This window comes from Arthrobacter sp. zg-Y1116 (assembly GCF_024385485.1).
Lineage (GTDB): Bacteria > Actinomycetota > Actinomycetes > Actinomycetales > Micrococcaceae > Arthrobacter_B.
This window is the reverse complement of sequence record NZ_JANFLR010000002.1, coordinates 503,333-527,221: the sequence shown is the minus strand read 5'-3', so window position 1 is coordinate 527,221 and position 23,889 is coordinate 503,333. Positions and strand designations below refer to the sequence as shown.

Annotated in this window: 26 protein-coding genes; 11 read left to right on the top strand and 15 right to left on the bottom strand. The window is 66.2% G+C overall.

What is annotated here, in order from left to right:
- Positions 1 to 125 precede the first annotated feature (125 nt).
- The 3 genes from NNX34_RS09180 to pepN all read left to right on the top strand — a co-directional run bounded on the left by NNX34_RS09180 (position 126) and on the right by pepN (position 5,518).
- Complete coding sequence (locus tag NNX34_RS09180; RefSeq protein WP_255766586.1) at positions 126 to 1,142, top strand: putative sulfate exporter family transporter; 1,017 nt, start codon at positions 126 to 128, stop codon at positions 1,140 to 1,142.
- 76 nt (positions 1,143 to 1,218) lie between these two features.
- A complete protein-coding gene (locus NNX34_RS09175) occupies positions 1,219 to 2,904 on the top strand; it encodes a hypothetical protein (RefSeq protein ID WP_255766216.1) in 1,686 nt (561 codons plus the stop codon).
- A 4-nt stretch (positions 2,905 to 2,908) separates the two neighbouring features.
- Positions 2,909 to 5,518, top strand: coding sequence for an aminopeptidase N (pepN, locus tag NNX34_RS09170; protein WP_255766215.1), 2,610 nt, complete (start codon positions 2,909 to 2,911; stop codon positions 5,516 to 5,518).
- 7 nt (positions 5,519 to 5,525) lie between these two features.
- Here pepN and NNX34_RS09165 read toward each other — a convergent pair whose 3' ends face one another.
- The 6 genes from NNX34_RS09165 to NNX34_RS09140 form a co-directional block, all read right to left on the bottom strand.
- The gene (locus tag NNX34_RS09165) at positions 5,526 to 5,864 is read right to left on the bottom strand and encodes a cupin domain-containing protein (protein ID WP_255766214.1); all 339 of its coding nucleotides are present in this window, start codon (positions 5,862 to 5,864) and stop codon (positions 5,526 to 5,528) included.
- A gap of 61 nt (positions 5,865 to 5,925) precedes the next feature.
- Complete coding sequence (locus tag NNX34_RS09160) at positions 5,926 to 7,002, bottom strand: biotin/lipoate A/B protein ligase family protein (protein WP_255766213.1); 1,077 nt, start codon at positions 7,000 to 7,002, stop codon at positions 5,926 to 5,928.
- Positions 7,003 to 7,122: 120 nt separating this feature from the next.
- Entirely contained in the window at positions 7,123 to 7,380 is a 258-nt protein-coding gene (locus NNX34_RS09155; protein WP_146361982.1) for a type B 50S ribosomal protein L31, read from the bottom strand.
- A gap of 131 nt (positions 7,381 to 7,511) precedes the next feature.
- Positions 7,512 to 8,516 carry a hypothetical protein gene (locus NNX34_RS09150; protein WP_255766211.1) on the bottom strand — a complete coding sequence of 335 codons (1,005 nt, stop codon included), beginning with the start codon at positions 8,514 to 8,516 and terminating at the stop codon, positions 7,512 to 7,514.
- Positions 8,517 to 8,568: 52 nt separating this feature from the next.
- Complete coding sequence (locus NNX34_RS09145; RefSeq protein ID WP_227921660.1) at positions 8,569 to 9,372, bottom strand: RNA methyltransferase; 804 nt, start codon at positions 9,370 to 9,372, stop codon at positions 8,569 to 8,571.
- A gap of 13 nt (positions 9,373 to 9,385) precedes the next feature.
- Positions 9,386 to 10,174 (bottom strand): ABC transporter ATP-binding protein, encoded by a 789-nt coding sequence (locus NNX34_RS09140; RefSeq protein ID WP_255766208.1) that lies wholly within the window; start codon positions 10,172 to 10,174, stop codon positions 9,386 to 9,388.
- A gap of 126 nt (positions 10,175 to 10,300) precedes the next feature.
- Here NNX34_RS09140 and serB point away from each other — a divergent pair, with 126 nt between their 5' ends.
- Entirely contained in the window at positions 10,301 to 11,206 is a 906-nt protein-coding gene (gene serB / locus NNX34_RS09135; protein WP_255766206.1) for a phosphoserine phosphatase SerB, read from the top strand.
- Here the strand turns inward: serB and NNX34_RS09130 are convergent.
- Together NNX34_RS09130 and NNX34_RS09125 are read right to left on the bottom strand one after the other, a co-directional pair.
- On the bottom strand, positions 11,203 to 11,967 hold the full coding sequence (locus tag NNX34_RS09130) for an SDR family oxidoreductase (RefSeq protein ID WP_255766205.1): 765 nt from the start codon (positions 11,965 to 11,967) through the stop codon (positions 11,203 to 11,205). The genes serB and NNX34_RS09130 overlap by 4 nt on opposite strands.
- A 122-nt stretch (positions 11,968 to 12,089) precedes the next feature.
- Positions 12,090 to 12,818 carry a beta-ketoacyl-ACP reductase gene (locus tag NNX34_RS09125; RefSeq protein ID WP_255766204.1) on the bottom strand — a complete coding sequence of 243 codons (729 nt, stop codon included), beginning with the start codon at positions 12,816 to 12,818 and terminating at the stop codon, positions 12,090 to 12,092.
- Positions 12,819 to 12,955: 137 nt separating this feature from the next.
- Here NNX34_RS09125 and NNX34_RS09120 point away from each other — a divergent pair, with 137 nt between their 5' ends.
- The 3 genes from NNX34_RS09120 to NNX34_RS09110 are packed head-to-tail and all read left to right on the top strand — an operon-like array spanning position 12,956 to position 14,497.
- Complete coding sequence (locus NNX34_RS09120; protein ID WP_255766203.1) at positions 12,956 to 13,354, top strand: DUF3099 domain-containing protein; 399 nt, start codon at positions 12,956 to 12,958, stop codon at positions 13,352 to 13,354.
- A gap of 9 nt (positions 13,355 to 13,363) precedes the next feature.
- Complete coding sequence (locus NNX34_RS09115) at positions 13,364 to 13,618, top strand: hypothetical protein (RefSeq protein WP_255766202.1); 255 nt, start codon at positions 13,364 to 13,366, stop codon at positions 13,616 to 13,618.
- Positions 13,619 to 14,497: an SURF1 family protein gene (locus NNX34_RS09110; protein WP_255766201.1), complete on the top strand. Its 879-nt coding sequence runs from the start codon at positions 13,619 to 13,621 to the stop codon at positions 14,495 to 14,497.
- 96 nt (positions 14,498 to 14,593) lie between these two features.
- On the opposite strand, the gene NNX34_RS09105 is transcribed toward NNX34_RS09110, so the two are convergent.
- A complete protein-coding gene (locus tag NNX34_RS09105; protein WP_255766200.1) occupies positions 14,594 to 16,192 on the bottom strand; it encodes an ABC-F family ATP-binding cassette domain-containing protein in 1,599 nt (532 codons plus the stop codon).
- Between the two features lie 253 nt (positions 16,193 to 16,445).
- On the opposite strand from NNX34_RS09105, the gene NNX34_RS09100 reads away from it, so the two are divergent.
- Genes NNX34_RS09100 through NNX34_RS09085 form a run of 4 tightly spaced genes read left to right on the top strand, consistent with a single transcriptional unit; the run spans position 16,446 to position 19,413 of the window.
- A complete protein-coding gene (locus tag NNX34_RS09100; RefSeq protein ID WP_255766199.1) occupies positions 16,446 to 17,135 on the top strand; it encodes a biotin transporter BioY in 690 nt (229 codons plus the stop codon).
- Entirely contained in the window at positions 17,135 to 17,851 is a 717-nt protein-coding gene (locus NNX34_RS09095) for an energy-coupling factor ABC transporter ATP-binding protein (RefSeq protein WP_255766197.1), read from the top strand. Before NNX34_RS09100 ends, NNX34_RS09095 begins: the two co-directional genes overlap by 1 nt.
- Complete coding sequence (locus tag NNX34_RS09090; protein ID WP_255766196.1) at positions 17,848 to 18,501, top strand: energy-coupling factor transporter transmembrane protein EcfT; 654 nt, start codon at positions 17,848 to 17,850, stop codon at positions 18,499 to 18,501. Before NNX34_RS09095 ends, NNX34_RS09090 begins: the two co-directional genes overlap by 4 nt.
- A 9-nt stretch (positions 18,502 to 18,510) precedes the next feature.
- A complete protein-coding gene (locus tag NNX34_RS09085; protein WP_255766195.1) occupies positions 18,511 to 19,413 on the top strand; it encodes a neutral zinc metallopeptidase in 903 nt (300 codons plus the stop codon).
- A gap of 95 nt (positions 19,414 to 19,508) precedes the next feature.
- On the opposite strand, the gene NNX34_RS09080 is transcribed toward NNX34_RS09085, so the two are convergent.
- From NNX34_RS09080 to sufC, 6 genes are all read right to left on the bottom strand, one after another.
- On the bottom strand, positions 19,509 to 21,110 hold the full coding sequence (locus NNX34_RS09080) for an HNH endonuclease signature motif containing protein (protein ID WP_255766193.1): 1,602 nt from the start codon (positions 21,108 to 21,110) through the stop codon (positions 19,509 to 19,511).
- Positions 21,111 to 21,366: 256 nt separating this feature from the next.
- Complete coding sequence (locus NNX34_RS09075; protein WP_255766192.1) at positions 21,367 to 21,927, bottom strand: RNA 2'-phosphotransferase; 561 nt, start codon at positions 21,925 to 21,927, stop codon at positions 21,367 to 21,369.
- A gap of 14 nt (positions 21,928 to 21,941) precedes the next feature.
- Positions 21,942 to 22,277, bottom strand: coding sequence for a hypothetical protein (locus NNX34_RS09070; RefSeq protein ID WP_255766191.1), 336 nt, complete (start codon positions 22,275 to 22,277; stop codon positions 21,942 to 21,944).
- A 1-nt stretch (position 22,278) separates the two neighbouring features.
- Positions 22,279 to 22,677: a nuclear transport factor 2 family protein gene (locus NNX34_RS09065; RefSeq protein WP_255766189.1), complete on the bottom strand. Its 399-nt coding sequence runs from the start codon at positions 22,675 to 22,677 to the stop codon at positions 22,279 to 22,281.
- A gap of 85 nt (positions 22,678 to 22,762) precedes the next feature.
- A complete protein-coding gene (locus tag NNX34_RS09060) occupies positions 22,763 to 23,092 on the bottom strand; it encodes a metal-sulfur cluster assembly factor (RefSeq protein ID WP_227921694.1) in 330 nt (109 codons plus the stop codon).
- A gap of 23 nt (positions 23,093 to 23,115) precedes the next feature.
- A complete protein-coding gene (gene sufC / locus NNX34_RS09055) occupies positions 23,116 to 23,886 on the bottom strand; it encodes a Fe-S cluster assembly ATPase SufC (protein WP_227921696.1) in 771 nt (256 codons plus the stop codon).
- Positions 23,887 to 23,889: the final 3 nt, after the last annotated feature.

Sequence of the window (23,889 nt, the reverse complement as noted above, 5' to 3'; positions counted from 1 at the left end):
TGCCAACGGCGGGCGGCCCGGGCCGGGAAGGCGGAAAGCTGGAGCGCTTTGGATAACGGCAGCGTCTGCGGCAGGGTGTAAACGTGCCAGATTCCTCCGCAGCCTCCACCGCCGCATCCTCCCCCGTGCCGCCCTCCCGGCGTGCCCGCCTGCAACGCACCGTCCCCGGGCTGCTGACCGCTGCGGCCGCCGTCGCCGCCTCCTTCCTGGTGCATCTGCTCCTGCCGGCGGTGCCTGTCCTGACGGCAGCAGTCGTACTGGGCCTGCTGGCGGCGAACCTCCCCGGTACCGCGGACCGGGCCGTCGGCTCCTGGAAGCCCGGACTGGCCCTGGCCGCGCGCAAATTCCTGCGCCTCGGAATCGTGCTGCTGGGGCTGAAGGTCTCGCTGGTCGATATCGCGGGACTGGGCTGGACAGCACTGCTGCTGATCGTGGCGCTGGTGCTGGCGGCGTTCGCGGGGACTTACGTCATCTGCCGGTTGTTCCGCCTTCCGGGTGATGAACCGGTGCTGATCGCTGCAGGGTTCTCCATCTGCGGTGTTTCCGCCATCGGGGCAATGGCCGCAGTCCGCAGGACCCGCACCGAAGAAACGGTGGTACCGGTCGCCCTGGTAACACTCTGCGGCACGCTGGCCATTGCAGCGCTGCCGCTTGCCGGCAGGGTGTTGCACCTGCCGCCGGAAGTTTTCGGCTCCTGGGCCGGGGCGTCCGTGCACGACGTCGGACAGGTAGTCGCCACGGCGCAGACCGCAGGAACCGCGGCGCTGGCGGCGGCCGTCGTCGTGAAGCTGGCGCGGGTGGTGCTGCTGGCCCCGATGACCGCAGCCGCCGGGCTGCTGGCCCGCCGCGCAGAGGCGCAGCTTCCGGTGCAGGGCAAGCGCCCTCCGCTGGTCCCCTTGTTTGTCCTGGGGTTCCTCGCGCTGATCCTGGTCCGCACCTGGGGCGTGCTGCCCGGGGCGGCGCTGGAAGCCGCCGCCGTCCTGCAGGAACTGCTGTTTGCCGCGGCGTTGTTTGCACTGGGGGCCGGTGTCCGGGTGAAGGCGCTGTTCGCCTCCGGTTTCCGCGCGGCGGCAGCGGCGTTGACCTCGTGGGCCCTGATATCCGGGCTGGGCCTAGCCGTGGCGGTGCTGCTGGCCGGATAGTGGGACCGGGGTTCCGCCAGGGCAGAACCAGTCCCGCCACCCAACTCCCCCGCCAGCCAACTAGGACTCGTGAGCCATGTCCGGAGAAGGCGTTGCGCAACACACCGTCGGCGGCGTCCAACGGCGTCATGCCGCGTCGTCGCGATCCCGCCGGCGGCCCGCGGACTTACCGGCTGCTGCCGGCCTGGTGCTCTGTGCGTTGATCCTGTGGTCCCTGCTGACCAACGTGGTTGACCCGCACTACGGCATTTCGCGGTACCGCACCGGATGGGCCCTTCTGGCCGCGGCGTCCGTGCCGGTGCTGATGGCGGGGCTGTATTGGCTGCTGCGAAAAGCGGCGCCGCTGGCTGAGCGGCACCGCGCCTTGACGTACCTGCCGTGGGCAGCGGTGTGGGTCCTGCTGCTGATCCTGCAGCTGCGGGTGGCCTACGCCGTTCGGCTGCCCCCGGACTGGGACGCGCATGCAATCGCCGATGCCGCCGCCGGACTGGCAGGCAAAACCGCTGACTCCGTCACCCCCTATTTCGAGACCAACCCGAACAACCTGCTCCTGGTGCTGCTGGTGGCGGCGTACTACGAGTTCGCGCTCTCGCTCGGCTACCAGGACCTGGGAATGATCACGGCGTTCCTCAACGGGCTGGTGCTCTTCACCGGGACGGTGCTGACCTATTGCGCGGTACGCATGCTGGGCGGCCGGACAGCCGCCGCCGTTTCGCTGGTGCCGACAACTGTCTTTCTGGTTCTCTCACCGTGGGCGGGAGTGCTCTACTCGGACACGGCGGGCGTGCTGTTCACCGTCCTGATCCTCTGCCTGCTGCTTGCTTCCCGCCGTTCGGCCCGGCTTGCCGTCCGCGTGCCGCTGTGGATCCTTGCGGGTGCGGTGGCCGCAGTGGGCTACGGAATCAAACCCACCGTGCTGATCTGCGTGGTGGCTGCCGGCATCACGGCGGTATGCCTGCTCGCATCCCGGAAGACCCCCGGAGTCCTGATTCTGGCGGTTGTGGTTGTTGGGGGGAGCTTCTTCATCGGCAACCGGCTGATCGCGGCCTTCGAACAACAAACCCCGGTCATTGCGTTCGATATCGAGGACAATCCCCGCGCGATGAACCCCGGCCATTTCCTGAAGGTCGGAGCAGGCACTACGCAGGGACCCCACGGCCCCTACTACGGCACGTACAACGAGGATGATTACCAGAGCACGGTTGCCCTCACCGGCGAAGAGGAGAAATTCCGGCAAGGGGTGCAAACGTACGCGGAGCGGGTGTCCAGCATGGGACCGGGCGGCTACGTTGTCTTCCTTCACCACAAGCTGGCGTGGTTCACCGGAGACGGTTCCTTCTTCTCCTGGGGCGAAGGAGTGCTGACCGGGGAAGATTTCCTTTCGTCCCGCCCGGCAGACCAAGGCATCCAGGACCTGTTCGGCAATACCCGTCCGAACTTCCACTGGCTGCTCTCCCTCTGGCAGGGAACCTGGTTCGCGGTCCTTGCCCTCGTGGCCGTGCCGTTGTTCCTGCGGACGCCCCGCCTCCTGCGCCCGGAGCTTTCGGCAATGCGGATTGCACTGCTCGGATTGCTCCTGTTCCTCTTGCTCTTCGAGGCCCGCGCACGGTTCCTCTATCTCTACGCGCCGTATTTCATAGTGCTGGCCTCGTTGTCCTTCACTGCAGTAATGGAACGACTGCAGGCAGCAGCGGTTCGGAGCCGCGTGCGGAGCCGGCCACGTCATGCGGCACTGCCGGGGGCTGCAGAAGTGATTGAATGAACAAGTGCCTAACCAGAACCTGAGCCGTGACGAAGCCGCTTTGCGATCCCGCCTGCTGTCCGTGACCTCCTATGACGTCCAGCTGGACCTGGGCAATGCCCGGGACCAGGACGCCGCAGGCTTCCGGTCGCGAAGCACCATAACCTTCGGCTGTTCAGAGCCCGGTGCCGGGACGTTCCTGGACTTCATCCACGGCGGTGTATCCTCGGTGGTCCTGAACGGCGTCGAGCTGGACCTGGCGGACGTTGTGGACGAATCCCGGATCCACCTGCCCGGCCTGCAGGAGCAAAACACCGTCACCGTGGACGGCACGGCGCTCTACAGCCGCAGCGGCGAGGGCCTGCACCGCTTCCGCGACCCGGCGGACGGGCAGACCTACCTCTACACGCAGTACGAGCCCGCCGACGCGCGGCGCGTGTTTGCCGACTTTGAGCAGCCGGACCTGAAGGCATCCTTCAGTTTCACCGTAACGGCACCGACCGGCTGGGAAGTGGCCTCCAACGGCGTCGAAACGCAGCGGACACCGCTGGGTGACGGCACCTTGAGCCGGTGGGAGTTCGCCCCCACCCAGCGCATCTCCACCTACATCACCACAGTCCTCGCCGGGCCGTACCACCGCGCCGATGGCGAGTGGTCCGTCCGGCTCGACGACGGCACCGATCTGCACGTTCCGCTGGCTGCGTACTGCCGTTCCTCCCTGGCCGGGTATTTCGACCCGGAAAACATCTTCGCGGTCACTAAGCGGGGACTGGACTACTTCCACCGCCTCTTTGCCTTCCCCTATCCCTTCGGGAAGTACGATTCCGCCTTTGTTCCCGAGTACAACCTCGGCGCCATGGAGAATCCCGGCCTGGTGACCTTCACGGAGGCCTATGTGTTCCGGTCCCGGGCTACGGAGGCGCAGTACGAGGCGCGGGCAAACACCATCCTGCATGAGATGGCGCATATGTGGTTCGGCGACCTGGTGACCATGAAATGGTGGGACGACCTGTGGCTCAAGGAGTCCTTCGCGGACTACATGGGCGCCCTGGCCGTGGACCGCGCCACCGACTTCACCAACTCGTGGGTCAGCTTCGCGAACCGGCGCAAGGCGTGGGCCTACGTCCAGGACCAGCTGCCCACCACGCACCCCATCGTGGCGGACATTCCCGATCTGGAGGCAGCGAAGCAGAACTTCGACGGCATCACGTATGCCAAGGGTGCCTCGGTGCTCAAGCAGCTGGTGGCCTACGTCGGGTTCGATACCTTTATTGAAGCCGCCCGCGGGTACTTCCGGGCCCACGCCTTCGGCAACACCACACTCGCGGATCTCCTCGGCGCCCTGGAAGCGGCGTCCGGCAGGGATATGGCGCTGTGGTCCAGCCGGTGGCTCCAGACCGCTGGCGTTCCGGTCCTGGTTCCGGAGACCGAAACCGACGACGCCGGTGCCTACACTTCCGTGGTCATCCGGCAGAATGCTCCGGATCCGGTCAGCGGCGAACAGGTCCCCCGGCCGCACCGGCTCCGCGTCGGCCTGTACGATTTCGACGCCGCCGGCGCGCTGGTCCGCACCGACAGCGTGGAACTGGACGTCGCCGGTGCACGGACGGAGGTACCCGAACTGCTCGGCAGGCAGCGTCCGGCGCTTCTGCTGCTCAATGACGAGGACCTTACCTACGCCAAGATCCGCTTCGACGACGCGTCGCTGGGCACCCTGCTGGAGTCCCTGCACCGGCTCAGCGATCCCCTGGCCCGGGCCATCACGCTCTCAGCTCTGTGGAACAGCGTCCGTGACGGTGTCCTCAGCGCCAAGGACTACGTACGGCTGGTCCAGCGGGTGGCGCCGCAGGAAAGCGGTGCCGGCGTCCTGCAGGTACTGCTGGACAACGCCCTCAGTGCCATCGAGTACTACGCACCGACGTCGCGGCGGGACGGATTGCGTGAGGAGTTCTACGCGCATATTGCCGAGCAGTTGAAGTCGGCGGCACCTGGCAGCGACCGGCAGATCATCTGGGCCCGGGCCGCCGCCGGCGCCGGACGGCGCAGCAGCACCTACAACCAGCTCCTGCGCGGACTGCTGGACGGCAGCGCCGGCGTCGAAGGCCTGGCAGTGGATTCCGATCTTCGCTGGCGCCTCTGGGTTGCACTTGCGGCCACAGATTCCGCGAGCCGCGCGGAACTGGATGCGGAGCTGGAACGGGATACCACGGCGTCGGGCCGGGTGGGCCACACCACCGCTGCGGCTGCCTTCCCGGATCCGGAGGTAAAGGCCGCGGCATGGCAGGCAGCAGTGCACTCCGACACTCTCTCCAATGAACTGCTCTCGGCGACAATCACCGGGTTCGGCCTGGGCAGCCACGAGCTGCTCGACGGATACATAGAGGACTATTTCGCCTCCCTTACCGGGGTCTGGTCCGCGCGCAGCATCGAGCTGGCTTCACGCGTGGTCGGCGGGCTCTACCCGGGGCACCAGGACGCAGCAGCGGGCATGGTGCCGGCCGACCATCCGGTGGTGCAGAAATCGGTCGAATGGCTGGAGCTCCATCCCCACGCGCCGGGCGCGCTGCGCAGGATCATTATCGAGCAGCAGGACCAGCTGCTTCGGTCCCTGCGCGTCCAGGCGGCCGGACTGTAGGCCCGGGTCAGGCCAGCTGCGGCTTGGCGACGGTGAGGAGGATGGCCGAGTCCTCCAGGGCCTCGACGGAGTGCCGTGCCTGCGGAACAATCAGCAGGTCTCCCGCGGAGCCGTCCCAGCTGTTTCCCTCGGCAGCGAGGGCAACCCGGCCCTTGAGGACGTAGACCGTAGCCTCGCCCGGATTCTCATGCTCGTCCATAACAAACCCGGCCCGGAGGGCGATCACGGTCTGCCGCAGCACGTGCTCGTGTCCGCCGTAGACGGTGGAGGCGCTGCGTCCGCTGGCCGCCTGCCGTGAGGATTCCATGTGTTGGCGGGCGAGGGCGGTCAGCGACTTTTTCTCCATCTCCGCAGTCTAGGCCTACGGACCGCCGCCGGGGTAGTTCGACGGCCCGCAGGCCCGCGGGTTAGGGAACGCGGCTCAGCCACTCCGGGGTGTCGAACTTTTCGGCGACCTTCTGCTCCGCGAGGGCAAGCTCCTCTTCGGAGATCGATGCCTCCACGGCGCCGTAACGCGCGGCGAAGGTGTCCATCATGGTTGCAATGATGTCTTCGCGGGAAAGCCCGGTCTGCCGCTTAAGCGGGTCCACGCGCTTTTTGGCGCTGGTAGTGCCCTTGTCGGAGAGCTTTTCCTTGCCGATGCGCAGCACCTCCACCATCTTGTCCGCGTCGATGTTGTAGGACATGGTGACGTGGTGCAGCATTCCGCCGCTGCTGAAGCGCTTCTGCGCGGCACCGCCGATCTTGCCCTGGTCGGTGGCAATGTCGTTCAGCGGAACGTACCAGGCGGAGATTCCGAGCTTCTTCAGGGATTCCATCACCCAGCCGTCCAGGAAGGGGTAGGAATCCGCGAAGCTGAGTCCGTCCACCAGGGACTGGGGAACGTAGAGGGAGTAGGTGATGGCGTTGCCGTGCTCCATGAACATGGCACCCCCGCCGGTGATGCGCCGGACAACGGTGACGCCGTGCCGGTCCGCACCTTCCGGATCCACCTCGTTCTTCAGGGACTGGAAGCTGCCGATCACCACTGAGGGCGACTCCCATTCCCAGAACCGGAGCGTGGGGTTGCGCTTACCGGCGCCCACTTCCTCCGCCAGGACCTCGTCCATGGCTACATGCATGTGGGTGGACAGCGGGGTGGGCGGGATGATCTCCCACTGGTGGTCGCCCCAGCCGGTGGCCTTGCCCAGGGCGCGGCGCACGGTGGTGGCCACGGCTTCGGGCGAGAAGCCGAAGAGGACCGCATCCGGGGACAACCGGGAGCGGACGGCTACGGCAATATCACCGAACGTCGTCTCGGCAGGCAGCCCCTCGAGGGCGGCATTGATATCCCCGAGTGCTTCATCAGGTTCCAGGAAGAAGTCGCCGCCAAGGGACACATCGGCCAGCCTGCCGTCACGGACTTCCAGGTCCACTACAACAAGTTTTCCGCCGGGCACTTTGTATTCCCCGTGCCGGCGCCCCTTGTTATCCGTGCTTGCCATCAAGACTCCTTAGCTCCGAACCGCTCTGCCGGGACCGCACGGCCCCCTGTTACAGGGAAAGGCCCGCCGGGCTGATGCCGGCGGACCTTTCTCTAAGTACTGCTGTATTTCCGTTACTGGCTACTTCTTTGCGCCGAAGCCCTTGAAGCGGGCGTTGAAGCGCTCCACGCGGCCGGCGGAGTCCATGATGCGCTGCTTGCCCGTGTAGAACGGGTGCGATGCAGAGGAGATTTCCACCTCGATGAGCGGGTAGGTGTTTCCGTCTTCCCACTCGATCGTCTTGGAGGAGGTGGCGGTGGAGGCCGTCAGGAAAGCGGTGTCGGACGCGAGGTCACGGAAGACAACCGGAGCATACTTGGGGTGGATATCAGACTTCACAGTTTTACCTTCTTTTGGTGCCTGGATTTTGCCAGGCACAGTGTGGTTGAAAGCTTTATCGGCCGTACATTCGGCCAGCAACCCATACTAGCGCATTTCACGGGCCGGCAGGAAACCCTTCGACCCTCGGTTCAGGAGAGCGGGCGGGTGCCCCACTGGGCGTTGACCGCGGTGATCGTCGAGGTGATGCCCTGGTTCAGTCCGGTGATCTCAATCTTCAGGGGCCGGTAAAAATCATCCAGGCAGAGTGAAAACGATCCGGCCGGAAGCACCGCGGATGAGCCGTCCGGAGGTCCGGTTTCGTTTCCTCGCTGCTGCGCATCCCCGGTGTCTAAATCCCCGGTGTCCAAATCCCCTGTGTCCAAATCCCCTGTGTCGAAGCTGCCGCTGATCTGCGTGCAGGGCTCCCCGTCGAGCACTGCCCCGTACCGGACGGCGACCTCTTCCGCCGGCGCGAGCAGTGCGGCTACTTTCTCCGGCCGGACGGTCAGCTCGGCGGCGTCGGCAAGGATCGCCGCATAGGCCTCTTCAGCCGTGCCGTCCCGGTCCGCGGAGATGTCCTGGTTCTCCTTATGCAGCACCCGCTGCCCCTCGCGGATGGTGATGGAGAGGTCCGTATCCGTGTCCTGCAGGGTCATGGCAAAGTCAGGCCCGCTGGCGAACCGGACACTGTATGTGCCCGCCGGGAGCCAGCTGGTGTCGGTCCGAAGGGTCTGGACGCCGCCTCCGCCCGCGGCCATGGCGGCAGAGACGCAGGCCCCGGCTTCCGCGCCGGACGCCGGCTCCGGATCCCGGCGGAGGAGCCACTGGCAGGCATCCTGGACCGGCTGCGGCATGCCTGCCTGACTGCCGGTGACACCCACCCGTGTCGGCGGAGCGGTGGTTGCGGGAACGGGCGCCGGCGGCTGGGTGGGATGGGCGGTGCGGGACGGCTCGGCAGCACCACCACGTCCGGTGGCCGACGGTGCCGCCGAAGCGGGTGCGTCCCGTTCCTGCAGCTGTCCGGCTGTGGGGCCGCAGGCCGAAACGGTCAGCAGTAATCCGGCGCACAGCGCCAGGACCTTGCCTGGCCGGGTGCTTGCACGGGATTCCATGGCAGCTCCGCTGTTGTCCTCGAAGGGTGGATGACTGCGCACAGTCTGGCACCTGAGGGGCTGCAGGGTAAGGGCAGCAGGCCGCCCGGCGGCCTTAGGGCCGACACTCCCAGAAGGCGACGGCGCTGGCGGCGGCCACATTCAACGAATCGACGCCCCCGCTCATCGGGATGCGCACGGCCAGGTCGACGCCGGCGAGGGTCGTCTCGGCCAATCCGTCGCCTTCCGTGCCAAGGACCAGGGCCAGGCGCTCGTCGCGGCGGGCGCTCAGTTCATCCAGGGTCAGGGAATCCTCCCGCAGTGCCAGGGCAGCAGTCACAAAGCCGGCTTCGCGGAGCTGTCCAAGTTGACCGGGCCAGTCCGTCAGCCGCACCCACGGAACCTGGAAGACGGCACCCATGCTCACGCGGATGGCCCGGCGGTACAGCGGATCGGCGCAACGGGGCGTCACCAGCACGGCGTCCACCTGCAGGGCGGCTGCGGATCGGAAGATCGCACCGATGTTGGTGTGGTCGACAATGTCTTCCAGCACCGCAATCCTGCGGGCCGTACCCAGCAGGCCGGGCAGGTCCAGGGGCGCCGGGCGTTCCATGGCCGCGAGGGCACCGCGGTGCAGGTGGAACCCGGTGATCTGTTCCAGGACCTCGGGCGTACCTACGTAGGCGGGCACATCCGGAAACCGGGCCAGGATGTCCGCCAGGTCCGGAAGCCATTTCTCGGCCAGGAAAAAGGACCGCGGGCGGTGTCCGGCGTCGACCGCACGGCGCAGGACCTTGGAGGATTCGGCGATGTACATGCCTTCCTCCGGTTCCCGCCGCTTCCGGAGGGAGGTGTCCGTGAGGGAGGTGTAGTCGTAGACGCGGGGATCGTCGGCGGACAGCAAATACTGGAGGTTCACCCGGAAACTGCTCCTAGCCGCGCCGGGCAGTGGCCGAGTAGCGGCCGCCTTCGCGGCGCAGATCCAGCGGCAGGTCAAAGGCGGTGCTCAGGTGTTCCTCGGTGAACACCTCGTCGATGGGACCGGACGCCACCACGCCGCCTTCGCGGAGCAGCAGGGCGTGGGTGAAGCCGGTCGGGACCTCTTCCAGGTGATGGGTGACCAGCACCATGGCGGGTGCTTCCTCGTCCCGGGCCAGTTCGCCGAGCCGGAACAGCAGGTCCTCGCGGCCGGCGAGGTCCAGGCCGGCGGCCGGCTCGTCCAGCAGCAGCAGTTCCGGATCCGTCATCAGGGCGCGGGCAATCTGAACGCGCTTGCGCTCCCCTTCGCTGAGGGAGGAGAAGCGGCGGTTCATGAAGGTGGACATGCCCCACTCGTGCAGGAGGCGGAAGGCGCGCCGTTCGTCGAGCTTTTCGTACTTCTCGCGCCAGCGCCCGGTCATCCCGTAGGACGCGGTGAGCACCACGTTGAGGACTGTTTCGTCTTCGGGGATCTGCCCGGCCAATGCCGCGGAGGCGAGGCCGATACGCGGGCGGAGTTCAAAGACGTCCACCGCGCCGAGGACTTCCTCGAGGATTCCCGCTACGCCGCGGGTTGGGTGCATCCGACCGCTGGCAATCTGCAGCAGCGTGGTCTTTCCGGCACCGTTGGGGCCCATGATGACCCAGCGTTCCCCCTCCTTGACCTGCCAGTTGACGCCGTCCAACAGGTTTTTGCCGCTGCGGACAACGCTTACGCCGGCAAATTCAAGAACATCACTCATAGCACTAGACATTAGGCTAAAGAAAGGGGCATTGGCGAAACGATGCGCGCCGGCGGCCATGCAGACGCGGCCGGGATCCCCGTAGCAAACACGTACCCACCCGTTGGACCGATCAGAACGGAAACCATGCCGAACTCCCCCGAATACAGTGTCGTCAGCTACGGGCGGGACCTGTCCGACGCCTATCTGGGGGCGGTGCAGAGTGCCGTCTCGGGCTTGGGGGCGCGGATCCTGGAACTGGAGAACGCTGCGGGGAACGGTTACACCGTGTCCAAGCTTTACGTGGGCTACGACGGCGGCCTCCCCCGGCTGCGGCGCGCCGTCGAAGCAGCCGCGGCAGCCGTGCCGGCAAGACCGGGCGGTGAGCACAGCGCCGTGGTGCCGCCGTCGCTCCTCGAGGACGCCCGGAAGCTGCTGGTGCTTGACGTGGACTCGACCCTGATCAAACAGGAAGTCATTGAACTGCTGGCGGCGCACGCAGGACGGGAAGCGGAGGTGGCCGCGGTGACCGAGGCCGCCATGCGCGGGGAACTGGATTTTGCTGCGAGCCTGCACGCCCGGGTGAAAACGCTTGCCGGGCTGCCGGCGTCCGTCATCGACGAAGTGGGTGCCCGGATTGAGCTTTCCGACGGCGCGGAACTGCTGGTGAAGGAGTTCCTTGCGGCCGGGCACGGGGTTGCCGTGGTGTCGGGTGGTTTCACCCAGGTGCTTGATCCGCTGGCCGACCGCCTGCGGCTCAGCTTCCGCAGGGCGAACCTGCTGGAAATCGAGGACGGGGTGCTAACCGGCGCCGTGTCGGGGGAAGTCGTGGACCGTGCGGTCAAGGCCCGCTCCCTGGCTGAGTGGGCTCGGGAGCTGGGTGTGGCACCCGGGCACACCATTGCGGTGGGCGACGGCGCCAATGACCTGGACATGCTCGCGGCGGCCGCACTGGGCGTGGCGTTTAACGCCAAACCGGCAGTGCAGGCCGCCGCGGATGCCGTGCTGAACCTGCCCCAACTGGACGCGGTTCAGCACTTCGTGAAGCTCTAGGCGGGTCCGCCTGCCGCTCCGGCGGCCAGGTAGTCCGCACCGCCCACGTATTCGGTGTGCCCGGACGGAACGTCGGCCATGGCCATGCGGGCTACTTCGGCGCCGAACTCCTGCACGGAGTAAAGCCTTCCGGCTTCCTCGCGGCGGGCTTCGATGGCGCCCGGGTTGGCCCGGTCCAGCAGGGTTGCCGTCACGGTGCCTTCGATCATGTCCCCGGAGACCACCACCAGGCTGATGCCCTTCTCTTCCAGCTGCGGGAGCATGCTGCGCAGCGCGTCCTCGCCGGCGCGCTTGCTGAGGGCAACGGCTTCGTATTCGGGCATGGTCGGTACCGAGCGAATGAAGTGCGCCTGGTGGCTGGTGACGAAGACCACCCGCGAACCGGCGGGCATCACTTCGAGCGCGGCGGTGAGCATGTTGACCTGCGCGTCGCGGTTGAGCTTCAGCGCGTAGTCCTCTTCCACGCCGGTTTCCATGCCGCCGGAGGCATTGAGCACCAGGATGTCGAGGCCGCCGAAGTTTTCCTGCGCGGCGGCCACCAGGGCAGCTGTCCCCTCGGGCGCGGTGAGGTCCGCGCCAACGGCGACTGCGCGTCCGCCGGCTTCCTCAATGGCGGCGACCACCTTGTTGGCACGCGGTGCCTTTTGGCGGTAGTTGACGACGACGCCGGCACCCTCGGCTGCCAGGAACCGGGCCACTTCGGCTCCGATTCCGCGCGATGATCCGGTGACTATCGCGGCTTTGCCCTCCAGCAGACCCATGTGAACTCCTCTTTGTAGAAAGTATCTAAGCGTTCAGCTCTTTGAACCCATCCTGCCAGCCGGCGGGCCGGCTGGCAGTTGAGGAAACCTCCAATGATTCCGGAGCCCCGCGTTGGGCCGTGCTAGTGCCCCATGCCCAGGCCGCCGTCGACCGGGATGACTGCACCGGAAATGTAGCCTGCCTCGTCGCCGGCAATCCAGCGCACCACGTTGGCAACTTCCTCCGGCTCGGCGAACCGGCCGGCGGGGATGGAGGACAGGTAGTTCTTCTGCGTGTCCTCGGGCAGGGCGCGGGTCATGTCGGTGTTGATGAACCCCGGAGCCACGACATTTGCCGTGATGTTGCGGGAACCCAGTTCGCGGGTGAGGGAACGGGCAATGCCGATCAGCCCGGATTTGGAGGCGGCGTAGTTGATCTGCCCGGGCGATCCGTACAGTCCGACCACCGAGGAGATCAGCACCACCCGGCCCTTCTTCATCCGGAGCATGCCCTTGGAGGCACGCTTAACCACACGGAAGGCGCCGGTGAGGTTGGTGTCGATGACGTCGGAGAAATCCTCTTCACTCATCCGCAGCAGCAGCGTGTCCCGGGTGATCCCGGCATTGGCTACGAGGACTTCGACCGGCCCGTGAGCGGCCTCCACCTCGGTAAATGCGGCGTCGACCGATGCCATATCCGTCACATCAGCCTTGACGCCCAGCATCCCATCGGGAACCTCGCCGCTGCGGTATGTGATGGCCACGCGGTCACCTGCGGCCAGGAACGACTTGGCGATTGCCAGCCCGATTCCGCGGTTTCCTCCGGTCACCAGGACGCTGCGGCCGGATGAGTTCTCTGTCGTGTTCTGCACGGATGTTCCTTCTTTCAGCCAGCGATTGGGGGTTTCCTCGATCCTACGTGCGACGGATTCAACTTCTGCAACGCCGCCGCTAGTGAGAGAATGAACGAACCTGTTTGGAGGGTGAGGAAGACTACCGATGGCTACTGATGGCTAGGGACACAAACCGCCGGGACAGCGTCCCCAGAATCACTGACGCGCCCAGCCCGCACACGGACGAAATGCGCGCCCGCATGATCAAGTACAGCGTGTCCATGGGTATCCGTGTGGTCTGCCTGTTCCTGATGTTCTTCGTGCACGGCTGGTTGTTGTGGGTGGTGATTGCCGGAGCGGTGGTGCTCCCCTACTTCGCGGTCGTCATCGCCAACGGAGGCTCGGATACCCGGCTTATGACCGGCTCTGATGCGATGATAGAGCGTCCGCCGGCCACTGCGCTGGACGCTCCGCGGGCGGCCGAAGAACCCGGTGAAAGCCCCGAAACCACTGTGTTGTCGGGCGAAATCGTAGACAATGACGACAACATCAATGACGACGAAGACAAGGCCTGATCCCCCAGCATGAACCTCCTCGATTCCCTCTCCGGCACCCCGGACGCCGGCGCCGGGACCCCGGTGTGCTCCCGGAAGGCGTGCCGGCTCAACGCGAGCTGGCAGCTGCTGTGGAACAACCCCCGCATCCATACCCCGGAACGCCGCAAGGCCTGGCTTGCCTGCGATGAGCACCGGGACTGGCTGGAGGATTACCTGCGCACCCGCGGCCTCTGGAAGGAAACCCTCCCGCTGGACGGCAGCACTGAAGGCGGTACGGCGTAGATGTACCGTTTCCTCTTTTCGCCCCGGTGGCTGGGCTGGTTTGTCCTCGTCTGCATCCTTGCGGCCGCCTGTGTGGGGCTGGGCCGGTGGCAGATGGACCGCCGCGAAGCCTCCCTCGCCGACAGCGCCCGGATCGAATCCAATTACGACGCCGCGCCGGTCCCCTATGACGAGGCCAGGAACTACTTCGACACGTACGACGAAGCAGCCGAATGGCTGCCCGTGAAGCTTGAGGGAACGTATGACTCCTCCGAGCAGCGCATCATCCGCAACCGCCCGCTGAAGGGCCGGCCCGGCTACGAGGTCCTGGTACCGCTGAAGCTTGATGACGGCACCAGCGTGGCGGTCAACCGCGGCTGGCTGCCGATCGGCGACGACGAGGCCGGCCGGCCGGACAGCATCCCTGCCGCCCCCGAGGGACGGGTGGGCGTGGTGGCCCGGATTAAGGCAACCGAACCCACCCTGGCCCGCAGCGCCCCTGAAGGCCAGCTTCCCTCCATCGATCTCGGCGCCTTCGCGGAGCAGCTGGACTATCCGCTGCACCAGGGCTCTTACGGGCTCATGGCCAGCGAGGACCCGGGTGCCGCCGTCGCACCCGAAAGCGCACCGCGGCCGGAGGTGGACGAGGGCCTGCACCTTTCGTACGGACTGCAGTGGTACGGGTTCGCGCTGATGATGTTCATCGGGCTGGGGTACGCCGCACGCCAGGAAGCCCTGAACCGCTATTACGACGGCATCGACGATGAAGACGAGGAGGACGACGATGAAATAATCGCCGCCCACCCGACTCCGTCCCGGCGTCGTCCGCCGCGCCGCAAAAAGCGCGGGCCCACCGGCGAAGAGGAAGAGGACGCGATCCTGGACGCCCAGGGGTTCTAGCCGCCGCTTCCGCAGGCATCTGCTCCCAGTGACATAAAAGGCGGCCCTGCTCCGATTGGAGCAGGGCCGCCTTTTATGTGCGGGGTGGGCCGGCGGCTAGGCCAGGGTCACCAGGTCGAGGTAGTTCTCGTTCCAGTGGTCCTCGTCGCCGTCCGGCAGGAGCACTACGCGTTCCGGGTTCAACGCCGCAACGGCGCCCTCATCGTGGCTGACCATCACCACGGCGCCGGTGTAGTTGCTCAGGGCGCCCAGGATCTCGGCGCGCGACGCGGGGTCCAGGTTGTTGGTGGGTTCGTCCAGCAGCAGGACGTTGGCGGAGGACGCCACGATGGTGGCCAGCGCCAGTCGGGTTTTCTCGCCGCCGGAAAGGACTCCGGCCTTCTTCTCGACGTCGTCGCCGCTGAACATGAAGGAACCCAGCACGCTGCGGACCTCGGCGTCGTCCATATCGGGTGCGGAGGAACGCATGTTCTCCAGAACGGTCCGGTCCGTATCGAGGGTCTCGTGCTCCTGGGCGTAGTAGCCCACCTTCAGCCCGTGTCCGGCAATGACCTTGCCGGTGTCCGGCTTGTCGACGCCGGCCAGCATGCGCAGCAGGGTGGTCTTGCCGGCGCCGTTGAGGCCCAGGATGACTACCTTTGAACCGCGGTCAATCGCGAGGTCCACGTCGGTGAAGATTTCCAGGGACCCGTAGCTCTTGCTGAGGCCCTCGGCGGTCATGGGCGTCTTGCCGCAGGGTGCCGGATCCGGGAAGCGCAGCGCAGCAACGCGGTCACTGGCGCGGACTGCGTCCAAACCGCCCATCAGGCGGTCCACGCGCTTGAGCATGCTCTGGGCCGCGGAGGCACCGGACGCACGGGCCTTCATCTTGTTTGCCTGGGCCAGCAGGATGCCGGCCTTCTTTTCGGTGTTGGCACGCTCGCGCTTGCGGGCGCGCTCGTCGGTCTCGCGCTGGACCTTGTAGCGCTTCCAGTCCATGTTGTAGATGTCGATGGTGGCGCGGTTGGCGTCCAGGCTGAAGACCTTGTTGACAGTCGCTTCAAGCAGCTCGGTATCGTGGCTGATCACGATCAGGCCGCCGGTGTGGTTCCTGAGGAACTCCCGCAGCCAGGCGATGGAGTCGGCATCGAGGTGGTTGGTGGGCTCATCGAGGAGCATCGTCTCGGCGTCGGAGTACAGGATGCGGGCCAGTTCCACACGGCGGCGCTGGCCGCCGGAGAGGGTCTTCAGGGGCTGGTTCAGCAAGCGGTCCGGCAGCGCCAGGTTGGCACAGATGGAGGCTGCCTCCGACTCTGCCGCGTAGCCGCCGGCCGAGAGGAACTCGGACTCCAGCCGGTCATAGCGGTTCATGGCCTTCTGCGAGATCTTCGGATCATCGCTGGCCATCTCGTCCTGGCACTTCTTCAGCTGCGCGGAAACCTTGTCCAGTCCGCGGGCGGAGAGGATCCGGTCCCGGCCCAGCTGGTCCATGTCCGGCGTGCGCGGATCCTGGGGCAGGTAGCCGATCTCGCCGACGCGCTTCACCGTGCCGGCGGCCGGGAGGGCTTCACCGGCGAGGACCTTGGTGAGGGTGGTCTTGCCGGCGCCGTTGCGGCCGACCAGTCCGATTTTGTCTCCCTTGTCAACACGGAATGAAACCGCTTCCATGAGCAGCCGTGCGCCTGCACGCAGCTCGAGACCAGATACGGAAATCACTCAGTGGACCTTTCGAAGGTTTTTGTATTGCAGATACGCTGCGCGGTGCGCGGGCCTTGAACGGTGGGATTCCACCGAGGCGGGAAGGGTCACAATGACCGGTCATGGGGGCCTGGTTGGCCGTAACAGCCTTTCCAGTCTAGCCGCCGATGCCCATTTGTAGAAAACCTCCAATGGAATCCCGCTCCGGCGCAGCTAATGTTCGAAACGAAATCCGGACCGTTTTTCTTCCCCTACAAGGAAAAGTGCAGCGATGAACAACACATCGGCCAACGCGCCGCGACCCCTCCCCGGCACTGGCACGCACGGCTCCAGGGGCTCCCACGGCACCCCCGGCACTGGCACGCACGGCTCCCCCGGCTACAGGCGCTCCCGGTGGACCTCGGCCGACCTGTCCCTGATCGCTGTCTTCGCCGCCCTCACCGCCGTCTTCTCCATCCTTCCCGGCGTGCCGCTGGGAGCCGGTGTGCCGATCACCCTGCAGACGCTGGCGGTCATGCTGACCGGAATGCTTCTTGGTCCCGGACGCGGAGCAGCGGCAGTGGGCCTCTTCCTGGTAGCGGGCCTGGCCGGCCTGCCGGTCTTCAGCGGATTCCGCGGCGGCCTGGGTGTCCTGGCCGGACCGTCCGCGGGGTACCTGCTGTCCTTCCCGGTGGCGGCCGCCGTCGTCGGCCTGCTTGCCGGCCTGGTGCTGCGCCGCGCCCGGAAGGGGAGGACGGTTCTCTTGTTCGCCGCGGGACTGGCCACGAGCTTCGCAGTGGTGCATCCGGCCGGCATCGCGGGGCTCATGCTCAACGGGCACCTGTCGTTCCCGGCAGCACTGGCAGCGGACATGGCGTTCTGGCCCGGTGACGTGGTCAAGAACCTGCTTGCCGCTGCGGTGGCCGTCAGTGTCTTCAAGGCCTTTCCACGTATGGCTGTTCCGGACCGCGGCGGCCGCTGATGCCCTGCATCCAGCTGCAGGACGTTTCCGTCATTCCACCCGGGGCAGCCGGGGAGGCCGGGGAGTCCGCGGAACCGATACTGCACCTGCTGTCGCTGACGCTGGACACTCCCCGCACCGCCGTCGTCGGCGCCAACGGTTCGGGCAAGTCCACCCTGCTGAAGCTGCTGAACGGGTTGGTGCTGCCGGATACCGGCACGGTCAGCGTGGACGGCCTGGACACTGCCCGGCACGGCGCGGATGTACGGCGGCGGGTCGGGTTCGTTTTCACCGATCCCCTCTCGCAGCTCGTGATGCCCACGGGGCGGGACGACGTCGAACTGTCCCTGCGTGCTTCGGTCCGGAACAGGTCCCAGCGGCGCGCAGCGGCCGAGGCCCGGCTGGTGGCGCTGGGGCTGCTGGAGTTGGCGGACCGAAGCATCTACGACCTTTCCGGCGGTGAACGCCAGTTGATGGCCCTGGCCTCGGTGCTGGCGGTTGAGCCTGCCGTGCTGGTGGCAGACGAACCCAGCACACTGCTGGACCTGAGGAACACCGCCCGGCTGCGGGAAGTCTTTGCCTCCCTGCCGCAGCAGGTCATCTACACCACCCATGACCTGGAGTTCGCCGCGGACGCCGATCGGGTGCTGGTGATGGATGCCGGCGCGGTGGTGTTCGACGGCGGCCCGCGCGAAGGTATTGCGGCGTACCGGGCGCTGGCGCTGGGGGTGCGATGAAGCGTTCCGCTGGCTCCTACGACCTGCTGGGCGCCTACCGCCCCGGCGTTACGCCCGTGCATGCGGCACCGCTGGGCATGAAGGCGGGCGCTCTGGTTCTGCTGTCCGTAGCTGTTTTGGCGGCGCGCTCCCCTGTGGTGCTGGTGGTTGCCGCAGTCCTGGTGCTGGCCGCCTATGCCGGCGCCCGGCTGTTGCGGGAGGCCTGGGTGCCGCTGAAGCTGATGTGGCCGGTCCTGCTGCTGCTGGGGGTTTTCCAGTGGTGGGCGTCCGGTGTGCTGGCAGCGGTCCTGGTGACCGGCAGCATTGCGGTCTGCGTAGTGGCGGCTCGGCTGCTGACACTGACCACTGCACCGCAGGTGCTGCTGGACGGGCTCGTGTCGTTGGCCCGCCCGCTGCAACCGCTCGGTGCGGACCCGGAACGTTTCGGGCTGACCTTGGCGCTGATGCTGCGCAGCATTCCGTTCCTGCTCGGGTCCGCCCGGGATGTCCGTGAATCTGCCATGGCCCGCGGACTGGAGCGCAATCCCCGCGCACTGACTGTTCCCGTGGTGATCCGTGCGGTTGCCTATGCCCGGCAGACCGGTGATGCGCTGGCCGCACGCGGTATCGGGGAAAGCTCCGACACGAAGGTTGACCAAGGCAACCGATAACCTGAGGGCATGAGTTTCAATAACAACGCGCGCCTGGATTCCTCCCGGGTCAGTGACCGGCGCGGCAAGGGTAAGGGCATTGCGGTCGGCGGCGGACTGGGCGGCGGGCTGCTGCTGATCCTGTCCCTGTTCTTCGGGTCGGACGTGATTGACGGCCTCGGCCTGAGCGACGGCTCCGGTGTAGCCGCCGGCCAGGCGCAGTCCGAGAGCATCGACACCTGCTTGAACGGCGAAGACGCCAACGAACGGCTGGACTGCCGCATCCTGGGCACCGCCGAAAGCCTGGACAGCTTCTGGGAACCGTACCTGGACGGTTACGGCCTGACCTACACGGAGCCCGGCGTGGTGCTCTTTACCGACCGGACCACCACCGGCTGCGGCACGGCAACCAGCGCTGTCGGACCGTTCTACTGCCCGGCAGACGAGCAGACCTATTACGACACTGCCTTCTTCTCCGACCTCGTCACCAACTACGGTTCCTCTGGCGGTCCGCTGGCGCAGGAATACGTGGTCGCGCACGAGTTCGGCCACCACATCCAGCAGATCACCGGCTCCAGTGCCGGCCGGAACGCCGATCCGCAGGGTGCGGACTCCGCCTCCGTACGCACCGAGCTGCAGGCCGACTGCTATGCCGGCCTGTGGGCACGGCATGCGGCGGACCAGCCGGCTCCGGGTTCGGACATGCCTTTCCTGGCTCCGTTCACCGAAGCCGATATCAGTGACGCCCTCTCTGCGGCGTCCGCTATCGGTGATGACCGGATCCAGGCTTCGGCCACCGGTCAGGTGAACCCGGAGAGCTGGACGCACGGTTCCAGCGCGCAGCGCCAGGCCTGGTTCCTGGCCGGCTACAACGACGGCGGCAGCCTGGAAAAGTGCGATACCTTCAGCGCTGCGGACCTGTCCCGCCCGTAGGGTCGGGCCGGATCCCGCCCGTAGGGTCTGGCCGGGCGGCTGTCCCGTTCCTGGGCCTGCCTTCCGGTCGCGTTTCGCCGGGCGGGAAGGCGGCATCAGAATGGTGGCGCTTGTTCCGGCAGAGAGTACTGCAGCACGTCATCCTGTAGCACCGAGTCCGTCTGTGGCACTTGCCTGAAATCTGTACCCGGACCCGGACCCGGCACCGCGTCCGGCGGTCCGAGTTCCAGAAAGGGGTCGGTCCGATAAACCCTCCCGGTCGGGGACGTCCATTGGATGACTCCGGGCGCGGGTTGGCACGCCTTCCAATAACCCAGGGTCTTGAACCGGTGGTGTCGACGGCACAGGTGTTCCAAGTTCCCATGGTCTGTAGGCCCGCCCTGTGCCCAGTCGATGGTGTGGTCAACGTCCGAATTCGCTGTACTGACCCGACAGCCGGGGAATCTGCAGGTTCCGTCCCTGGCCCGAAGCCAACGCCGGAGCCCGGCCGGGACCTTTCGGCGTCGTCCCACCCCGAGGATTTCTCCGGTGTGCGGGTCCTGCGCCAGTCCGGTCCACCCGACGGCGTTCCTAGCCAACCTACGGGCGGCTTCAGCGCTGATGGGCCCGTAACCGTGCAGTTCGGCCGGCTGGTCGTCCGCACCAAAGAGGGTTTCGGCGTTGATCAGGACCATGATTTCCGTCTTCGGGATTACCCCCTCATCCGGTCCGTTCTCTGAACCGGGCTTCCCCTTCACTGCGCCCTCAAATCCGAGCCCGTCCCCGCACTCTGTGGATGCGTCAGTGTCGTCGCCGGTTTGCCTCACGCTGCTGTTGTTCGAAGCCCCTCCCCGGGTTCCCGCCGCGGCGAAGAGTCCACGGCTGCTGCCCATCAGCAACTGGGCGAGGATGTCGGCACGGAGCTGGTCTGCTGTCCGGGAATCCCCAGCGGACTGCTCGCCCCGGGCTGCAGTACTGAGTGCCGTGTAGATCTGCTGGGCTTCAGCCGCACGCAGGTGCGCGGAAAGGCAGGACATACCGTCCTCTTCCCGGTCCAGAGTGACCTTGCGCTGTTCGAACGCGGTCAGGTGTCGCTCGCTTATGGTCTCCGGAAACTTCCCTTCCCGCAGACGCCGTGCCTTGCAGGAGAACCGGGCCCGCGTCTGTCCGGACGCAGCCGCCAGCAGGTCCGCCTCGAATTCCGGGAGCTGATCCGGTGGAACGTTCAGGCACTGGTCCAGTACGACCTGTACGTGCTGGTAACTCAGCTGTCCTTCTTCCAAGGCGGTCAGGGTGGCCGTGTGGGTGCTGCACAGCCTGTCCGCTTCGAACATCATCCGCTGGGCGGTGACCTGCGGGATATTCAGGATGGCGGCGCATTCGGAAGCCGCAAGGCTGAACGCCATCCCGGGCTCGAGCCGCCCCGACGCGGCACGAAAGTCCTCCCGGAAGATCTCTTCCATGCGGTTGATCAGGCGGGCTTGCAGTGCCTGCACCCAGGACATCAAATGGGCCATCCGGGACAGGGCTTCGCCGACTGTCTGTTCGTCAAAGGCTTCCAGGTTCTGCAGTGCCAGTGTCCCGGTGAAGCCGTCCGGATATTCGGCGTCAGGACTTCCGACCTGAGCGGCACCATCAGCGTCTGGCTCGGCGTCCAGTTCCGCCCGATACACCGCCAGGGTGCAGGCAGCACGGGGCGCATCCGCTTCACCCGCCATGCCTTCCGGCTGGGGGCATTCACTGCCTGGTTCTTCGGTTGTCCGTTCGGTGTTCCCGAGGTGATCCATACCTCAGGATTTCATCCCGCACTGACATTCCAGGCCCGAAAACTGGCCCAAACAGGCCTGATCCGAAGACCGGAAATACCCGTCTTTCGAACGCAACTACCTACCCCGGACACGCCGGTTCCGTTGACTGTTTCCGGACCATCGACTCGGGCACAAGGGCCGACGCCGACCGAACCTGCCCCTCAGCTCAGGCTTCCAGCAGCCCAACAGCGGACGCTGGAACGGCCCCGGCCAGCCAGACTCCTGAATCCGATCGATAGAAAGATACCCCCTGGGCCACGGCGACCCCGGTATCCACCGTCAGGATCACGGGATCGGCGTCCTTGCGCAGTCCCACCTGACGCGCCTGCTCCACGGAGTCCGACAGATGGACGTACTGCCGCCGCATGGGCAGAATTCCGGCTGCACGGATCTGCGGCACAGCAGCAGGCGAAGTCCCATGGAACAACACCGCCGGCGGTGAACCTGGCTCCCCTGCCGGCTCCACCGGTACGGAATGCCCGTGCACTGCGCGTATCCGCCCGTCGCTCATCTGGTGCCGTTTTTTCTCCGCAGCTTCCAGCACCTCGTGAAGTTCCTTCTCATCAACGGATGTCCACTCCGGTCCCAGCCGGTGCAGCGCAGCGAGCACGTCAGAAACCGGCGCCCAACCCTCCGGATCCAGCTCCAGCGAATACTCTTCCGGAGCATGACGCAGCGCATGGGATAACACCCGGCTGATCACTGTCCGGCTTGGTGGCTTAGCCATCGGTTCCACTTTCCTCAGCTCCAGTCGAACTCAACGAAGTCACGCACGGCAGCCAAAAGCCACTCCTCCATCGAGGGGTATTCATCCTGAACGTGGCGTATCGGCTTTCCGTCGGTCGACCACACGTCCCAGTCGTCGATCACCACAACGCTGCTGCCGGTCCAGCACGCAACGTCATCGTTGTCCGTCCTGCGGGCAAAGGGAACGATTCCCCATCCCGGGAAAACCTGCTCAATGTGCCGTGCCCGCCTCACCTGCGTTTCCCCGCGCAGCAGGTGCCACGGATCCAGATCAACCACCCCGCACTCGATCATGTGGGCGTAAAGCGCCGGCAAAGACTGCTCCGGCATCCTAGGTTGCCGGCTGCCCGACGTTCACTTCGGTGAAATCGCGGCAAAGCATCCACCGGCTGTCCTGGAGCCGCCAGGATTCCATCAGCAGGGCCCGCCCGGTCACTTCGCTGCCCGAACGGTAGGTCATCTCGTAGAACACCACAGCCTCGTCCCGGCCGCGGGGCGTGACTGTCCGGAAGTCCGCGTGCACGGTACTCCCCCGCAGGGCGGACACTGTGCCGCCAAACCCCTCGCGCGCCGTCGCCGCATCAAACGGCTCCGTGGCGGTTGCGTCCTGCCCCAGCCAGCCGTGGTACTCCGGCGACAGGAAGGTTTCGATTGGAGCGCTGTCGCCCGTGGCCATGGCTTCGTTCCACGCTGCCAGATACTGGTCATGAAAATGTGTGCTGTTCCCCATGGCGCACACGCTAGCACGCAGGCAGGGCCGCTTCCCCGCATTGGGGAAGCGGCCCTGCCTGTTCGACTAGCTAGCTGCCGAACCTTTAGATGTTGAAGCCGAGGGCGCGCATCTGGTCGCGGCCGTCGTCGGTGATCTTGTCAGGTCCCCACGGCGGCATCCATACCCAGTTCAGGCGCCACTCATCAACGACGCCGTCCAGGGCCTGGGCGGTCTGCTCTTCAAGCACATCGGTCAGCGGGCAGGCCGCCGTCGTCAGCGTCATGTCGATCAGCAGTGCGCCGTCCTCGGCGTACTTCAGGCCGTAGAGCAGGCCAAGGTCAACGACATTCACCCCGAGCTCGGGGTCAATGACGTCCTTGAGGGCCTCTTCGACGTCCTCAAGGGACGTGGAGGCCAGATCGGAGTCGCTCATATTTGCTCCTTCAGCTGTCTTTACTACGCGCCGGCTGCGGCGTTGGCGCCGGTGAAGCGGTCGTAGCCTTCTTCTTCGAGGCGGTCGGCAAGTTCGGGCCCGCCCTGCTCGGCGATGTGGCCGTCGACGAAGACGTGCACATAGTCGGGCTTGATGTAACGAAGGATACGCGTGTAGTGCGTAATGAGCAGCGTGCCCATGCCGCCCTTGGAGTGCTCGCGGTTAACGCCTTCGGAAACGATCTTCAGGGCGTCGACGTCGAGGCCGGAGTCGGTCTCGTCCAGGATGGCGATCTTCGGGTGGAAGAGTTCCATCTGGAGGATCTCGACGCGCTTCTTCTCGCCGCCGGAGAAGCCTTCATTGACGTTGCGCTGGGCGAAGTCGGCATCGATGCGAAGGTCGGCCATGGCCGCCTTGACGTCCTTGGTCCAGTGGCGCAGGGAGGGGGCTTCGCCGTCGAGCGCGGTCTTGGCGGTACGCAGGAAGTTGGTCATGGTGACGCCGGGAACCTCTACCGGGTACTGCATGGCCAGGAAGAGACCGGCGCGGGCACGCTCGTCAACGCTCATGGCCAGGACGTCTTCGCCGTCGAGCGTGATGGAGCCGCTGTCCACGCTGTAGCGCGGGTGACCGGCAATGGTGGAGGCCAGGGTGGACTTGCCGGAGCCGTTGGGGCCCATGATGGCGTGCGTCTCACCGGTTTTGATGGTCAGGCTGACACCCTTCAGGATCGGCTTGCGGCCCTGTTCGGTCTCAATGCTGACGTGAAGATCCTTGATCTCAAGAGTAGACATGCG

Bases quoted from the DNA above. Each gene is read 5' to 3' on its own strand.
- NNX34_RS09175 (WP_255766216.1), top strand. From the start codon at position 1,219: ATGTCCGGAGAAGGCGTTGCGCAACACACCGTCGGCGGCGTCCAACGG.
- NNX34_RS09165 (WP_255766214.1), bottom strand. From the start codon at position 5,864: ATGGAGAAAAAGTCGCTGACCGCCCTCGCCCGCCAACACATGGAATCC.
- NNX34_RS09160 (WP_255766213.1), bottom strand. From the start codon at position 7,002: ATGGCAAGCACGGATAACAAGGGGCGCCGGCACGGGGAATACAAAGTG.
- NNX34_RS09140 (WP_255766208.1), bottom strand. From the start codon at position 10,174: ATGAGTGATGTTCTTGAATTTGCCGGCGTAAGCGTTGTCCGCAGCGGC.
- serB (WP_255766206.1), top strand. From the start codon at position 10,301: ATGCCGAACTCCCCCGAATACAGTGTCGTCAGCTACGGGCGGGACCTG.
- NNX34_RS09130 (WP_255766205.1), bottom strand. From the start codon at position 11,967: ATGGGTCTGCTGGAGGGCAAAGCCGCGATAGTCACCGGATCATCGCGC.
- NNX34_RS09120 (WP_255766203.1), top strand. From the start codon at position 12,956: ATGGCTAGGGACACAAACCGCCGGGACAGCGTCCCCAGAATCACTGAC.
- NNX34_RS09115 (WP_255766202.1), top strand. From the start codon at position 13,364: ATGAACCTCCTCGATTCCCTCTCCGGCACCCCGGACGCCGGCGCCGGG.
- NNX34_RS09110 (WP_255766201.1), top strand. From the start codon at position 13,619: ATGTACCGTTTCCTCTTTTCGCCCCGGTGGCTGGGCTGGTTTGTCCTC.
- NNX34_RS09100 (WP_255766199.1), top strand. From the start codon at position 16,446: ATGAACAACACATCGGCCAACGCGCCGCGACCCCTCCCCGGCACTGGC.
- NNX34_RS09095 (WP_255766197.1), top strand. From the start codon at position 17,135: ATGCCCTGCATCCAGCTGCAGGACGTTTCCGTCATTCCACCCGGGGCA.
- NNX34_RS09090 (WP_255766196.1), top strand. From the start codon at position 17,848: ATGAAGCGTTCCGCTGGCTCCTACGACCTGCTGGGCGCCTACCGCCCC.
- NNX34_RS09085 (WP_255766195.1), top strand. From the start codon at position 18,511: ATGAGTTTCAATAACAACGCGCGCCTGGATTCCTCCCGGGTCAGTGAC.
- NNX34_RS09080 (WP_255766193.1), bottom strand. From the start codon at position 21,110: ATGGCGGGTGAAGCGGATGCGCCCCGTGCTGCCTGCACCCTGGCGGTG.
- NNX34_RS09075 (WP_255766192.1), bottom strand. From the start codon at position 21,927: ATGGCTAAGCCACCAAGCCGGACAGTGATCAGCCGGGTGTTATCCCAT.
- NNX34_RS09070 (WP_255766191.1), bottom strand. From the start codon at position 22,277: ATGCCGGAGCAGTCTTTGCCGGCGCTTTACGCCCACATGATCGAGTGC.
- NNX34_RS09065 (WP_255766189.1), bottom strand. From the start codon at position 22,677: ATGGGGAACAGCACACATTTTCATGACCAGTATCTGGCAGCGTGGAAC.
- NNX34_RS09060 (WP_227921694.1), bottom strand. From the start codon at position 23,092: ATGAGCGACTCCGATCTGGCCTCCACGTCCCTTGAGGACGTCGAAGAG.
- sufC (WP_227921696.1), bottom strand. From the start codon at position 23,886: ATGTCTACTCTTGAGATCAAGGATCTTCACGTCAGCATTGAGACCGAA.